Raw genomic sequence first — 13,896 nt, forward strand, 5'->3', positions numbered from 1 at the left:
GCCGACCGGGGATGCAGGACGTCCAACCCGGTACCTCCCGGGGTCTCGGGGTCGCAGGGAGCCACCCACTCTCCGGGGTGCCGCGAAAACGGCCCTGAACCGGCCCTGAACCGGCGCTCGCCCGGCCGGGATTCAGGCCCGGTTCAGCCCGCCCGGCCACGATGGCCCGGCACCGCTCCACGGCCCCACGCCCCGGAGAAGACCGATCGGAGAGCCCCCGATGGACACGACCGCCGACCCGGCCCACGCCCTGCTCGACCTCCGCCGTCAGGGCCGCCTCGCCGCCGGGTACCCCGGTGTCCGGGCCCTGCTCGCCGAGGCCGACCCGGCCCGGACGGCGCACGCGGGCCGGATCCTGGCCGGGCTGGACCCGGCGGAGGTGCTGGCCGCCCACCCGGACACCCCCGTGCTCACCGTCGCCGTCCTCGGGCACGGCACCGTGGCCCCGCTGATCGCCCCGCTGACCGGCGAACTAGCCCGGCACGGACTGCTGTTGCGCCCGTACCGGGGCGACTTCGACAGCTGGGTGTTCGAGCTGTCCGACCCCGGCAGCCCGCTCTACGCCGCCGATCCGGACCTGACGCTCTGCCTGCTCGACCCGGCCGTGGTCTTCGACGAGGTCCCGCTGCCCTGGCGGCCGGAGGACGCGGCCCGGGTGCTGGACGGCAAGGTCGAGCTGATCACCGCGCTGTCGGCCCGCTTCGCGGCCTCGGCCCGCGGCGTCCTGGTCCTCAACACCATTCCCCTGCCCCGGCGTTGGACCCACCAGCTGGTCGACCACCAGTCCCGCGCCCGGCTCGGCGCGCTCTGGCGGGAGGCCAACGCCCGGCTGCTGCGGCTGGGCGAGGAGAACCCCTCGGTGGTGGTCCTCGACCTCGACCCGCTGCTCGCCGAGGGCGTCCCGGTCACCGACGCCCGGCTCGACGTCTACGCGAAGGCCCACCTCTCCGAGCCGCTGCTCGCCGCCTACGCCCGCGAGACCGGGCACCTGGCCCGCCACCTGGCCGGGCTGACCCGCAAGGTGCTCGTCCTGGACCTGGACCAGACGCTGTGGGGCGGCATCCTCGGCGACGACGGCCCGGAGGGCGTCGAGGCGGGCGGGACGCCGCGCGGCGAGGCGTTCCGCGGGTTCCAGCGGGTGGTCAAACAGCTCGGCTCCCAGGGCGTGCTGCTCGCCGCCGTCAGCAAGAACGACCCCGAGCCGGTCCTGGCCGTCCTGCGGGACCACCCGGAGATGACGCTGCGCGAGGCGGACTTCGTCCGGGTGACGGCCGACTGGCTCCCCAAGCCGGCCGGGATCACCGACCTCGCCGAGGCGCTCAACCTGGGCACCTCCGGCTTCGTCTTCGTCGACGACTCGCCCTACGAACGCGGCCTGGTCAGGCGGGAGTTGCCCGAGGTCGCGGTGGTGGCGCTGGACGAGGAACCGGCGCTGCACGTCGAACGGCTGCTGTCCGACGGCTGGTTCGACGTCCGCCGGCTGACCGGTGAGGACCGCGAGCGCGCCGCGCTCTACCGGGGCGAGGTCGCCCGCAGCGACTTCCTCCAGGGGTTCGACTCGCTCGCCGAGTACCTGGACGAGCTGGGCGTCGAGGTCAGGCTGCGCCCGCTGGCCGCCGAGGAACTCCCCCGGGTCTCCCAACTCACCCTGCGGACGAACCAGTTCAACCTGACCACCCGCCGCCTCCAGCCCGCCGAGGTGGCGGCCTTCGCGGCCGCCGAGGGCTCCGGGGTGCTCACCGTGCGCTCCGCCGACCGCTTCGGCGACAACGGCCTGGTCGGCGCGGTCTTCCTGACCCGGGAGGGCGAGGCGCTGCGGATCGACAACTTCCTGCTGAGCTGCCGGGTGTTCTCCCGCGGCATCGAGCAGGCGGTGCTCTCCGCCGTCCTCGGCCTGGCCGCCGGCACCGGCCTGCGCGCGGTCACCGGCCACTACCGGCCCGGCCCGCGCAACGGCACGGTCAAGGACCTCCTCCCCCGGTACGGCTTCGCCCCCGCCGACGACCCGGCAGCCGCGGCCGGCGGCCTCGCCTTCCGACACGACCTCGCCACCGAACTGCCCCCGCCCGGCCACCTGCGGCTCGACGCCGAGCTGGCCGGCCTCCTGGAAGGACACCCCGCATGACCGCCCCCGACGGCCTCGCCGAACTGATCACCGTGGCCGCCACCGAACTGGGCCTGCCGCTCGGCCCCGAGGACGCCGAGGTCGACTTCGACGACCTCCCCGGCTGGGACTCGCTCCACCTGCTGAGCCTGCTCACCGCCCTGGAACGCCTCAGCGGCCGCCGGCTGTCGCTGCCCGACCTGCTGGACGCCCGCACCCTCGCCGAGATCCACCGGATCGCCACCGCCTGACACCGGCCCGCAGGCCCGCAGGCCCGCAGGCCCGCAGGTCCGCAGGCCGTACGACGACCCGCCCGCACGTCGCGTCACGACCCACCCGCCCACCGCACCGCCCGATCGAGGTTCCCATGGCCCGCATCCTCACCCTCTCCGGCAGCCCGTCCCCCGTCTCCCGCACCACCCGCCTGCTCGGGGCGGCCGCCCACCGCCTCGAAGCCCGCGGCCACCACGTCACCGCGCTGGAGGTACGCCGGCTGCCCGCGGAGGTGCTCACCGGCGCGGACGTCGCCCACCCCGCCGTCGTCGAGGTCGCCGAGCTGCTGCGGCGGTCCGACGGCGTCGTGGTGGGCACGCCCGTCTACAAGGCCGCCTACTCGGGCCTGCTCAAGTGCCTGCTGGACCTGCTGCCGCAGTACGCCCTGGCGGGCCGGACCGTGCTGCCGCTGGCCACCGGCGGCTCACCGGCCCACGTCCTGGCGGTGGACTACGCCCTGCGGCCGGTGCTCACCAGCATGGGGGCCGCGCACGTCACCCAGGGCTGGTTCGTCCTCGACCGCGACATCCTGACCGCGCCGGACGGCAGCACCGCGCTCTCCCCCGGCGCCGCCACCGCTCTGGAGGAGGTGGTCGACCGGTTCGCCGACGCCCTGCCGACCCCGGTGGGCTGACCCGCCGGCTCTCCGACCGGCAGCGCCGACCCGCACCACCGGTCAGCAGGCCGCCTCCCGGGACGCCGGGTCGCCCGGGGCCGTCGAGCAGCGGATCAGGCCCGCCTCGATCGCCTTGACCCCGGCCTGGAAGCGGCTGGAGACCTCCAGTTCGTCCATCATCTCGGCGATGTGGCGGCGGCAGGTCCGGACCGAGATGCTCAGGCGGCGGGAGATCAGGTCGTCCTTGGCGCCCGCGGCGAGCATCCGCAGGATCGCGCGCTTGATCTCCTCGCCCGCGATGCCACGGCGGGGCGCGCCGGGGCCGCCGGGACCGCCCGGGCCGTCGGGCTCGAAGGGCAGGGCGGCGGACCAGGCCTGTTCGAGGGAGCGGTAGAGGAAGTCGACGGTGGAGGGCTCGCGCAGGACGACCGCGCCGTCGGGGCCGGAGCAGGTGGGGATGAACGCGGTCTCGCGGTCGAGGATGACGATCCGGTCGGCGATCTCCTCGCAGGTGCGGATCCGGCCGCCGGCCCGGGTGAGCCGTTCGAGCAGTTCGCGCCGGCGGGCGCTCGTCCTGACCGGGTGCTGGAAGAGCAGGCGCAGGCGGACGCCGCGGGCCAGCAGCTCCAGTTGCTCGGGCAGTGAACCCTCGATGTCCTGCTCGGAGATGACGCCGGGGTGGGCGCCGAGGACCTCGACCGCGCAGCGGCGGAAGGCCTCGCCCAGCACCGAGCGGACGCGGCCCGTGCCGTCGATGACGTCGACGGCCTCCCGGCGGTTGCGCCGCTGACGGCTCTCGAAGTAGAGCGACTTGAGCGAGAGCACCCGGGATTCGAGGTCCGACGCCAACTGCTCCAGGCCGGCGATCTCCTGCTTGATGGGGGTGACCAGTTCGGCGGCGGCCGAGTCGGGACTGGCCGGGGTCAGTGCGCCGGGGTCGTCGAGGGCCGGGGTGAGCAGCCTCAACTCCCTGAGGACGGCGAGCCCGAGCTCGACCTCGGCGGGGGTGGCGCGCAGTTCTTCGAGCAGCTCGGGCTGGTCCGCCTCGGAGATCCGGCCGCGCCGCAGGGCCGCGCCGTAGATCGATACGGCGATCGGGCTCAGCTGCACGGAACCGGTCTTCGCGGAACTGGTGTCGTCCAGGTACGTCATATCCTTTTGGGACATTTCCACCGCAATCCACACGCCTCACCGTCGGACAACAGCGACGCTTCACGGGACACCCTAGCCCGCACTGTCGTCATGAGCATGGAAAACCGGCCACCCGTTTCCGGACCGGCCCGGACGGAAACGGAATGCCGATACCGAAATTGATGATTCGGTGGTCCCGTGCGCGGCATTCCCCCACAGGCCGTACGGGAATTCGCCCCACCCGCGGACACCCTCACCGGCCCCCACCGCCGTCCGCCGTCCGCCGTCCGCGCGGGCAAGACTGCCGTGCAGCTTCCTGCCGCGCTCCCCCGATGGACGCGGCACCGTGGCCGGGCCGAAGCTTGGTCGAAGCCGTACCCGTGGCACCCCGTTCGGTGCCGCGGGGCACCGGAGCGTCGGAGGCGGGGGCCGATCGCACGCCGCCCCCTCATGAAGGACGCCCCGCGCCGCATGCCCGACAAGCAGCAGCCGATGCCGGTCACCGTGCTGCCCGGCCTCGCCGTCCTCGGCCCCGGCGGCGCCCGGCCGGGCGAGCGGCACGAGGAACTGGTCAGACGGGTCGCGCTGTGGCACCGCGCCGGCGGAGCGCCGAGCCCGCCGGCGCCGCCCGGCGGCGGCCCGGGCACCGCCGGAACGGCGCTGCGCGAGACCCTCAGGGAACTGCTCGCCCGCTCCCCGCACGACAGCGCCGCGGTCGTGCACCGGGCGAGCGGCTCGGTCAGCCGGGTCACCCTGGCGGGCCCGGGCCGCCCGCGGTGGAGCGGGATCCGCGCGCTCGGCGACCGGCTGACGGACACCCCGGCCGACCCCGAGGACCCGCTGCGCGGCGCGGCCCCGCTGCTCGAACCGTGGAGCGGCCTGCTCGTCACGACCCGCCGGCCGCCGGACCACCGGGGCCCGCTCGACCGGCCCCCGCACCTCCACCACGTCCTGGACGGCCTGCGGTCGCTGGCCCCCGCGCCCTACCCCGGCGGCGGGCCGGCCCCCCGCGGCCCCAGCGTCGGCGCGGCGGGGCCGAGCGAGCGGCACTGGCTGCTCGACGGCGCCCTCGCCCTGCTGTCCCGGCGGGCGGCCGACCGGCGGGCCGTCGGGGCGGGGGCGCCGGGGAACGGGCGGGGCCTCGTGGTCCACCGGGTGCCCGGCCTGCCCGGGGGATGGCGGATCGTCCGCCTCTTCGACCGGCCGTCCGGCGCGCCGCCGACGGCGGCCTGGGGCGCCGACGCCTGCGGGGCCCTGCGCCATGCGCGGGCCGCGGCGGTGACCCGGGCGCAGCGGTCGGCCTGGGCGGCCCCGCAGCCGGCCGGCGGGGCCGGGCGGCCGTCCGCCGACGGGCTGCTCGGGGCGCTGTCCGACGGAGCGCTGCACCGGCTGACCGAGGACGTGCTGTGCTACCTGTCCGCCCGCCGGCTCCGGGTGCTGGGCATCAGGGTGGTCGAGGATCCGATCCTGGGCGCGCAGCCGCTCTCCTGGGGGCCGGTCTGGCTCGCCTAGCAAGGCCCGTCGGCCCGGCGCCGGAAATGGCGGAAGTAGCTGCCATGCAGTTTGCTGCCGCATTCCCGGCGTTGTCCGACGGTTCGACGCGGTGGATAGTTTCTGCAGTCGTCAGCGGAAAGGGGGCTCGACATGAGCTACGACCACTGAAACCCGTAAACCTGTTGAATCCATGAACACAGGAATAGCGCGAGTGTTGGCCGACGGCTGATGAGCCGACGGCCAACACCTTTTTCCGGCCTGCGCACCGCCACGATTCCCGAAGGAACTGATGCAGAGTGGAAGAGCCCACCGGCGGCAGCGCGCTCGCCGCACCGGATCCGTACGACGTCATGGCCTACTACTACGACCTCTTCGCCCGGGCCTCCGCCGCCGGCCACCAGACCTCGCCGAACGGTGACGCGTTCGCCGGGCCGGCGCGCGCCGGTGACGTGGTGCTCGACTTCGGCTCCGGCACCGGCACCCTGGCCCTGCGGCTGGCCGAACTCGGCTGCACCGTGCACTGCTTCGAGCCCTCGCGCGGGATGCGCGCGGTCCACCTCGCCAAGCTGTCCGCCCGGCCCGAGCTCGCCGCACGGACGGTGTTGCTCCCGGCCGGCGCGACCGGCCTGCCCACCGGGGTGGACTACGCGCTGTGCGCCGGGGTGCTGCAGTGCCTCGACGGCCCGGACCGGCGCAAGCTGTTCGCGGACCTGGCGGGCGCCGTCCGGCCGGGCGGGCTGCTCGCCCTCGACATGCTCACCGACGGCCGGCCGAGCACCTGGGAGCTGCGGACCGCCGCACGGACCACGGTGGCCGGGGTCGAGTACCGGCTGCGCACCTCCTCGGAGGCCCTCACCGACTCCACCATGCGGCGCCGGGCCGAGTACACGGCGAGCCTGGACGGCCGGACCGTCCAGCAGGAGACGGTCTCCCGGGTGCTGTTCACGGTGCCGCGGCCCGCCGTGCACCGGGAGCTCGCCGAGGCGGGCTTCGCGCTCCTGGACCCGCCGCCCGGCCTGCCGGAGGACTTCGTGCTGGCCCGGCGCTCGGGCGGCCCGGGCGCCGTCGACCGTCCGCCGACGGGGGCGGCCCGGTGACCGCGGAGCCCGGCGGGGAACTCTTCGCCCCGCTCAGCCCCGCCATGCTGGCCGACCCGCGCCCGGTCTACGCCCGGCTGCGCGCCGAGGACCCGGTGCACTGGCACGAGCAGCTCGGCGTGTGGGTGCTCACCCGGCACGAGGACTGCCTCCGGGTGGTCAAGGACACCGGGACCTTCGGCTCCGACCTGCGCAAGGCCGGCCGGGACGTCCCCTGGCAGCGGCTCAGCATGCAGACCCTCGACCCGCCCGAGCACACCGAGCTGCGCAAGCCGGTGCTGGCCGCGCTCCGCTCGGTCGACCTGGACCGCTGGACCGAGCAGGTCCGGCGCACGGCCGAGGAGTTGGTGGCCGGGCTCGGCGACGAACCGGCCGACGTGATCACCGAGCTCGCCGAACCGCTGTCGCTGTCCGCCACCTGCCTGCTGTTCGGCGCCCCGCCGCCGGTCCAGGACGCCGAGTTCCGCGCGGCCTCCCGCGCCCTGGTCCTCAGCATGGACGGGGGCCTCGCGCCGGAGCGGATCGAACCGGGCCTGGCCGCCCGCGTGCTGCTGAACGACCTCGTCGACGGCTGGTTCCGGGCCGAGTACACCGACGGCATGATGGCCGGGCTCACCGCCGCCCGGCGCGAGGTGCCCGCTGAACACCTGGTCAACACGGCGCGGGCGCTGTTCCACGCCGGCTACACCTCCACCACCAGCCTGATCGGCAACGCCCTGCTCGGGCTGGACCGGCACGGCGCGCTCAGCGGCGCGGACCTGCGCAGGACGGACTCCGCCACCGTCAACGAGCTGCTCCGGCTGGACGGTCCGGTGCAGGCGGCCGGCCGGGCCGTCCACACCGACGTCGACCTGGGCGGCCGGCGCCTGCGCCGGGGCGAGGTGGTGCTCGCGGTGTTCGGCGCCGCCGACCACGACCCGGCCGTCTTTCCGGAGCCCGGCCGGGCCGACTTCGGACGCGACCCCAACCCGCACCTCGGGTTCGGCCGGGGCGTGCACGCCTGCCTGGGCAACCACCTCGCCGTCCGGATCGTGCAGGCGCTGTTCCACGCGCTCGGCGACCGGTACGAGGAGCTGCGGATCGTCGGGGAGCCGGTGCGGCGGCCCAGCGCGACCCTGCGCGGCCTCCAGCAACTGCTGGTCACGGGCGCCGACCGGGCTCCCGCGGGCGAACGACAGCTCGCGGGTGAACGGGACCCTGCGGGCGGCCGGAGGCCGGGGGCGCGGCCGTGACCCGTGCCGCGGGCGCGCCCCCGACGGCACCGGCCGCCGAGCGCGTCGGCTACCGGCGGCTGCTGGCGGTGGCCCCGTACCGGGTGCTGCTGTGCGGCTACGGGCTGGGCACGGTGGCCGAGAGCCTGCGCGCGGTCGCCCTCTCCGTCCTGGTGCTGACGGCCACCGGCTCCACCGTGCTCGGTGCGCTCGCCTACGGGATCTCCTTCATCCCCCAGGTGATCGGCTCCGGACTGCTCGGCAACGTCGCGGACCGGGTGCAGCCCGCCCGGCTGATCGGCCTCGGCTACCTGTTGGAGGGCGCCACCGCCGTCGTCCTGGTGCTGGTCGCCATGCCGTACTGGGCCGTGCTCGCCCTGGTCGCGGCGGTGGCCGCCACCACGCCGGTGAGCCAGGGCGCCACCGGCCGGGCGGTGGCCGAGGTGCTGCCGGGCACCGCGTACGTCCCCGGCCGCTCCCTGCTGAACGTGGTGTCCTCCGGCGCCCAGTTGCTGGGGCTGGGCTGCGGCGGCCTGGCGGTCGCGGGCCTGGGCGCGCGCCGCGCGCTGCTGGTCACCGCGCTCGCGCACCTGGCGGCCGGGGTGTGGGTGGCGGCCCGGCTCGGCCCGCTGCCGCTGCCGCATCCGGCGCCCCGCGCGGCGGGCGGGCGGAGCTCCGGCGCGGGCGGGCGGAGCTCGACCGTGGGCGGCAGCTGGGCGGAGGGCCGGCGGCTGCTGGCGGACCGGCGGGTCCGGCGGCTGCTGCTGGTGCGCTGGCTCCCGCCGGCCCTCGCCACCGGGGCGGAGAGCCTGGTCCTGCCGTACGTACGGGACCGGGGGCTGTCGACCGGCACCGGCGGGGTGCTGCTCGCCTGCCTGCCGGTCGGCATGCTGGCGGGCAACACCGTGCTGGGGCGGTTCGTCCGCGCCGGCACGGTGGAGCGTTCGGTGCTGCCGTTGCTGGCCGTGCTCGGCGCGCCGCTCCTGGCCTTCGCGGTGCCCGGCCTCCCGGTGGCGCTCGGCGGGGTGCTGCTGGTCGCGGTGGGCGTGGGGTTCTGCTACTCGCTGGGCCTGCAACGGCCGTTCCTGGCCGCGGTTCCGGAGCGCTCCCGGGGGCAGGCCTTCGGTCTGCAGTCGACCGGACTGATGACGGCCCAGGGCCTCAGCCCGGTCGCGGCCGGGCTGATCGCCGAGGCGATGACGACCGGTCGCTCCGTCGCCGTCATGGGCGTCCTGGTGCTGGCCACCGCGGGGCTGTTCTCCCGATGGCTGCCCGCCTTCGCCGCGGGGCTCCCGGGGAGCGCCACCGGGCGGGACTGAGCGACCGACGGCCGCGTGCGCGATCGGAATCGGAGAGGTTCGGACACGAACACCGGAAGACCGGACACTTGCCGCCACCCCGCCCACCGGAGGTGTGACACGCCGGAGCCGCCGGGCATGCTGCGCGCCGAACCGACCCGCGCGCACAGCACCAGGAGCACGCCATGTCCAACCCGTTCCGCACCGCCAGGACCACTGCCAGGGCCACCGCCCGGATCACCGCCAGGATCACCGCCGCCACCGCCGCCACCGCCCTCGCCGTGGGCCTGGGCGTGGTGGCCGCGCCGTCCGCCTCGGCGGCCGACAACTGCTGGCCCGGGGACGCCAACCGGTGGTACTGCCACAACGTGCCCGGCGCCCCGGTCTTCGGCACCGTCGGCGACAACCACGTCTACCCGGACCCGAACACCGTCGTCGGCTACCTGAACACCGACCCCAGCTGGTTCTCCTGCAAGGAGGACAACCAGGCCTGGGTCGGCGGACCGCACCCGACCCGCTGGCTGCTGACCACGGCCGACAACGGCGCGGTCGGCTTCGTGCGGGACACCGACATCACCAGCGAGACCGATCCCGTCCCGTACTGCTGACCGCCGGGCCCCGCCCATCCAGGGCGGTCTCCGGCGGCTTTCCGTGTGCGACACCTGGGCGTTGCGGCCCGGACGTGGTTTCATCCCAGCTCGTGCTGACTTCTCGGGACGATGACGTACTGGCCGGGCGTGACCACGAACTGGGCCTGCTCACCGGGCTGCTGACGACCGGCCACCGACGGCCGGCGGTCGGCGTGCTGGAGGGGCCGCCGGGCATCGGCAAGAGCCGCCTGCTGGCCGAACTGCGGCGCACGGCAGCCGGATCGGGACGACCGGTGGCCCCGGCGCGGGCCCGGGCCACCGGGGACGGCCGCCCGGTGCCGTACGGGCTGCTGCTGGACGCGCTCTGGGACACCGGCGCCCGGAGCCTGCTCGAAGCCTTCGCCGACCAGGCCGAAGCCGGAACCGGGACCGGGACCGGGAAAGGAACCGGAACCGGGAACGCCGACGGGCCCGAACACGGGCACCGGCAGCACCGGAAACTGCGCGAGGCACTCGCCGGGGCCCCGCCCGTCCTCCTGCTGGACGACGTCCAGTGGGCCGACCGGGAGTCGCTGCTGCTGCTCGACCGGCTGGTCGCGAGCCCGCCGACCGGGCGGTTCACCGTCGTCCTGGCCTGTCGCAGCGGCGGCTGTCCGCCCTGGCTGACCCGGACCCTCGCCGATGCCGACGCGGAGTGGATCGAGCTCGCTCCCCTGGGCCCGGCCGCGATCGCCCGGCTGGTGCCGGGGGCGGCACCGGAGCGGCTCCGATTACTGGCGCGGGCCAGTGGCGGCAACCCCCGGTACCTGCGCGCCCTCACGGAGCCGTCGGCCGGGCCGTGCACCGGGCCGCCGCCCGAACTGCCCACGGAACTGCCCACCGACCTGCTGGCCGGGCTGGCCGCGGGCGATCCACGCGTCCTCGGGCCGCAGCCCGCGGCACCCGCCACTGCCGACTGGCAGCCCGGGCCGGAGCTGCGCGGGGAACTGGCCACCCTGGCGGAGCGGACCCGCACGGTGCTGCGCGCCGCCGCCGTGGCCGGACCGGAGTTCGACCCGGCGCTGGTGGCGGCCGTGGCCGAACTGCCCATCGGGGCGGTGGCCGGAGCACTCGACGAACTGGCCGGGCACGGCCTCCTCGCCCCGGCCGGCGGCCGCCACCGCTTCACCCGGCCGCTGCCGGCCGCCGCCCTCTACCGGCTCGCCGGGTCGGCCTGGCGGGCCGGGGCGCACCGGCGGGCCGCCGACCACCTCGACCGCTGCGGGGCCCCGCTCGCGGAGTGGGCCGGGCAGGCCGCGTACGCCACGCCGGGCGCGGACCGGGGGCTGCTGGCGAGGCTCACCGCGGCGGCCGGTACCGTCCTCGACCCCGAGCCGGTGACCAGCGCCCGCTGGCTGCGCGCCGTCCTGGCGGCGCTGCCCGAGCGGGCGGACTGCGCCGAACTGCGCACCGAGGCCACGCTGCTGCTCGGCCGGGCGCTCACCCTCACCGGCCGGCTGGACGAGGCCACCGCGGCGCTGGGCCCGCTGCTGTCGGGCCCGGCCCCGGACCGGGAGCGGGCCGCCGGCCCGGTCGCCCTCGCGGAACGGCTGCGCGGCCGCACGGACCGGGTGTACGGCCTGCTGGACCGGGACGGCGGCGGCCGGGCCCGCGATCAACTCCAGCTCGCCAGACTGGATGTGATGAACGGTCGGACGGAGCGGAGCCTGCACCGGATCGAGGCCGCCGTACGCCGCGACGACTCGGCCGGTACCCGGCTGACCGCGCACGGCCTGACCAGCCTCGCCGCGATCGGCCAGGGGGCGGTGCCCGCCGCCCGCCGGGCGCTGGACGCGGCCGAGCGCCTCGCCGACTCGCTGGACGCCCGCGGGCAGCTCCGGGCCCTCGCCGCGCTGCCCGAACTCGGCTGGGCCGGTGTGCTGTTGGAGCGCCGGCAGCGCACCGCCGAGCGCATCGAGCGGGGCATCGCCCTGGCCGAACGCCACCAGCACCACTACGTCATCCCGCAACTGCACGCGGTGCGGGCGGCGTTGCTGCTGATGTCGGGACCGCTGGACGCGGCCCGGGCCGCCGCCGACCGGGCCCTGGAGCTGGCGCGGGAGCTCGGCGCGACCGAGACCCTGGCGATCGCGGCGGCGCTCCGGCTCCGGGCGCTGGCCTGGCAGGGCGGACCGGCCGCCGCGGGCCCCGCGCTGGAGCTGCTGCTCGGCCTGCCGGAGCCGCCGACGGCGGTGTGGCGCGCGGTCGTCCGGCACGCCGCGGTGGAGGCCTCGGTGGTCTGCGGGCAGCCGCCGTCGGCGGCCGAGGCCGCCCGGCTGCTGAACCTGGGCGACGGACGGTGGCGCGACCCGATGCCCGCCCACGGCCACGACCTGATGGCCGCGGTGCACGCGGCGGAGGGCAACACCGCCCTGGTGGCCCGGCACGTGGAACTGGCCGGACGGGCGGCCCGCAGCGCCGGGCTGCCGGCGGCCGGCGCCGTGGTGTCGCTGGCCTCGGCCCGGCTGCTGCGGGTGCGCGGGGAGCAGGACCGGGCGACGGCACTGGCCCGCCGGGCCGCGGACGGACTGGCCGCCTCCGGCTTCGTGGTCAGGGCCGGGATGGCCCAGCTGGTGGCCGCCGAGATCGCCGCCGAGCACGGCGACCGGTCCGGCTACGAGGGCGCGACCGATGCGGCCCGGCGGCTGTTCGGCCGGGCAGGGGCGCACGCCCTGCTGGCCCGGGCGGAGCTGCCCTGGCGGGCCGGCCGGTGTGCCGCCGAGGCCAGCGGCGCCAGGACGGTGCCCGACGCGGCCGTCCCGCCGGGCCGACCGGCCCCGCCCGAGGGGCCGTCGCTCTCCGCGCGCGAGCACGAGATCGCGGACCTGACCGCCCAGGGGCTCACCAACCAGGCCATCGCCGCCCGGCTGTTCCTCAGCGTCCGCACGGTGGAGTCCCATCTCACCTCGGTCTACCGGAAGTTGGGGATCAGCGGCCGGGCAGCCGTGGCGCGCGCCCTGGACCCGGTCCGGCACGGCTGATCCTGCGGCCGGACGCCGTCCGTGCCCATCGTGGATTCCCGCAGTCCCCGGGGCCGGCACCCCCTCGGGGAGCCTGCGGAAACCCCCGATCCACGACGGGCCGGGACCTCGCTAGCTTTCCTTCCGGCGCCGGGCCGGACGCCGGGACCCGCAACTCGACCCCCGGCCCGGGCCGCCGCCTCCGGGCCCCGCCACCCGCGCCGGCCCGACCGGATCCCACGACGAAAGGCCACACCATGAGGGCAATCCCCCGCGCACTGGGCATCGTCGCAGCCGCCGGCACCATGCTGCTGGCCGCCGCGATCCCCGCCTCGGCGACCCCGTCCCAGGCCAACTACACGGGCGACGGCTTCGGTTCGACGTCCGCCCAGGCCAAGCAGAGCGCGCTCAACGACGCCCTCGCCCAGGCCCGGGCGGCCGGTTTCAGCAGCACCCAGTGCCTCCAGGTCGGCACCGCCCAGGCCTGGCCGAACAACAACCAACTCGCGGCCCGCGGCGCGAAGTCGGCCGAGTCCGCCGTCATCGGGCCGGTCACGAGCTGGGAGGGCAGCGCCCAGCTCCAGTGCGCCACCCAACCCGCCCCCGGCACCGTCAACCTCAACCGGTACAACGGCCCCGAGCACCTGAGCACCACCTCGGCGGCGCCCGCGGGCTACTACCTGGAGGGCAGCCTCGGCTGGATCTCCGGCAGCCAGGTCGCCGGCACCACCCCGCTGTACGAGTGCCGCGCGTGGGGCGGCACGGACACGTTCAGCTCGCTGGCCTCGAACTGCGAGGGCCAGCAGTTCGTCACCACGCTCGGGTACCTCTACACCGCCCCGCCGGCCGGTGTGGCGACCCGCGTGCTGCGCCGCTGCACCGTCAACGGCGAGCACTTCGACTCCAACGACCTCAACTGCGAGGGCCAGAACGCCGAGGGCGTCCTCGGCTACACCCTCGACTGACCGACCGGAACCGAGAACAACGAACAGCGGTAACGAACAGCGGTAACGAACCGGGCCCGGGGGGGGCGGGGGCAACCCGGCCGGCGGGGCCCCGGGCGGGGGGGCCACCCCGCCGGCC

The 13,896-nt window shown here is 76.3% G+C and carries 11 protein-coding genes; 10 read left to right on the forward strand and 1 reads right to left on the reverse strand.

Translation table 11 applies throughout. The features are described from left to right. The first annotated feature begins 220 nt into the window (after positions 1–220). The 3 genes from ACFC1T_RS29065 (at position 221) to ssuE (ending at position 3,011) form a co-directional block, all read left to right on the forward strand. Complete coding sequence (locus tag ACFC1T_RS29065; protein WP_375893189.1) at positions 221–2,125, forward strand: HAD-IIIC family phosphatase; 1,905 nt, start codon at positions 221–223, stop codon at positions 2,123–2,125. After that, positions 2,122–2,355 (forward strand): phosphopantetheine-binding protein, encoded by a 234-nt coding sequence (locus ACFC1T_RS29070; protein ID WP_375893190.1) that lies wholly within the window; start codon positions 2,122–2,124, stop codon positions 2,353–2,355. The genes ACFC1T_RS29065 and ACFC1T_RS29070 overlap by 4 nt, the downstream gene beginning before the upstream one ends. A 116-nt stretch (positions 2,356–2,471) precedes the next feature. Beyond that, positions 2,472–3,011: an NADPH-dependent FMN reductase gene (gene ssuE / locus ACFC1T_RS29075; protein ID WP_375893191.1), complete on the forward strand. Its 540-nt coding sequence runs from the start codon at positions 2,472–2,474 to the stop codon at positions 3,009–3,011. Between the two features lie 42 nt (positions 3,012–3,053). Here ssuE and ACFC1T_RS29080 read toward each other — a convergent pair whose 3' ends face one another. Then, positions 3,054–4,160, reverse strand: coding sequence for a response regulator transcription factor (locus ACFC1T_RS29080; RefSeq protein WP_375893193.1), 1,107 nt, complete (start codon positions 4,158–4,160; stop codon positions 3,054–3,056). Positions 4,161–4,595: 435 nt separating this feature from the next. Here ACFC1T_RS29080 and ACFC1T_RS29085 point away from each other — a divergent pair, with 435 nt between their 5' ends. The 7 genes from ACFC1T_RS29085 (at position 4,596) to ACFC1T_RS29115 (ending at position 13,778) form a co-directional block, all read left to right on the forward strand. Continuing rightward, positions 4,596–5,636 carry a hypothetical protein gene (locus ACFC1T_RS29085; protein ID WP_375893195.1) on the forward strand — a complete coding sequence of 347 codons (1,041 nt, stop codon included), beginning with the start codon at positions 4,596–4,598 and terminating at the stop codon, positions 5,634–5,636. 278 nt (positions 5,637–5,914) lie between these two features. Continuing rightward, positions 5,915–6,715, forward strand: a complete 801-nt coding sequence (locus ACFC1T_RS29090) for a class I SAM-dependent methyltransferase (protein WP_375893197.1) — start codon at positions 5,915–5,917, stop codon at positions 6,713–6,715. Beyond that, a complete protein-coding gene (locus ACFC1T_RS29095) occupies positions 6,712–7,947 on the forward strand; it encodes a cytochrome P450 (protein ID WP_375893199.1) in 1,236 nt (411 codons plus the stop codon). The genes ACFC1T_RS29090 and ACFC1T_RS29095 overlap by 4 nt, the downstream gene beginning before the upstream one ends. After that, complete coding sequence (locus ACFC1T_RS29100; RefSeq protein WP_375893201.1) at positions 7,944–9,245, forward strand: MFS transporter; 1,302 nt, start codon at positions 7,944–7,946, stop codon at positions 9,243–9,245. Before ACFC1T_RS29095 ends, ACFC1T_RS29100 begins: the two co-directional genes overlap by 4 nt. Positions 9,246–9,409: 164 nt before the next feature. Further along, positions 9,410–9,832: a hypothetical protein gene (locus tag ACFC1T_RS29105; RefSeq protein WP_375893203.1), complete on the forward strand. Its 423-nt coding sequence runs from the start codon at positions 9,410–9,412 to the stop codon at positions 9,830–9,832. Positions 9,833–9,924: 92 nt separating this feature from the next. Next, positions 9,925–12,834 carry an AAA family ATPase gene (locus ACFC1T_RS29110; RefSeq protein WP_375893204.1) on the forward strand — a complete coding sequence of 970 codons (2,910 nt, stop codon included), beginning with the start codon at positions 9,925–9,927 and terminating at the stop codon, positions 12,832–12,834. Between the two features lie 236 nt (positions 12,835–13,070). Next, positions 13,071–13,778, forward strand: a complete 708-nt coding sequence (locus ACFC1T_RS29115; protein WP_375893206.1) for a hypothetical protein — start codon at positions 13,071–13,073, stop codon at positions 13,776–13,778. Positions 13,779–13,896 lie beyond the last annotated feature (118 nt).

It is taken from the genome of Kitasatospora sp. NPDC056076 (assembly GCF_042266305.1).
GTDB lineage: Bacteria > Actinomycetota > Actinomycetes > Streptomycetales > Streptomycetaceae > Kitasatospora.

Excerpts from the sequence above, each read along its gene's own strand:
- ACFC1T_RS29105 (WP_375893203.1), top strand. The coding sequence starts at position 9,410 with ATGTCCAACCCGTTCCGCACCGCCAGGACCACTGCCAGGGCCACCGCC.
- ACFC1T_RS29070 (WP_375893190.1), top strand. The coding sequence starts at position 2,122 with ATGACCGCCCCCGACGGCCTCGCCGAACTGATCACCGTGGCCGCCACC.
- ACFC1T_RS29115 (WP_375893206.1), top strand. The coding sequence starts at position 13,071 with ATGAGGGCAATCCCCCGCGCACTGGGCATCGTCGCAGCCGCCGGCACC.
- ACFC1T_RS29080 (WP_375893193.1), bottom strand. The coding sequence starts at position 4,160 with ATGTCCCAAAAGGATATGACGTACCTGGACGACACCAGTTCCGCGAAG.
- ACFC1T_RS29065 (WP_375893189.1), top strand. The coding sequence starts at position 221 with ATGGACACGACCGCCGACCCGGCCCACGCCCTGCTCGACCTCCGCCGT.
- ssuE (WP_375893191.1), top strand. The coding sequence starts at position 2,472 with ATGGCCCGCATCCTCACCCTCTCCGGCAGCCCGTCCCCCGTCTCCCGC.
- ACFC1T_RS29085 (WP_375893195.1), top strand. The coding sequence starts at position 4,596 with ATGCCCGACAAGCAGCAGCCGATGCCGGTCACCGTGCTGCCCGGCCTC.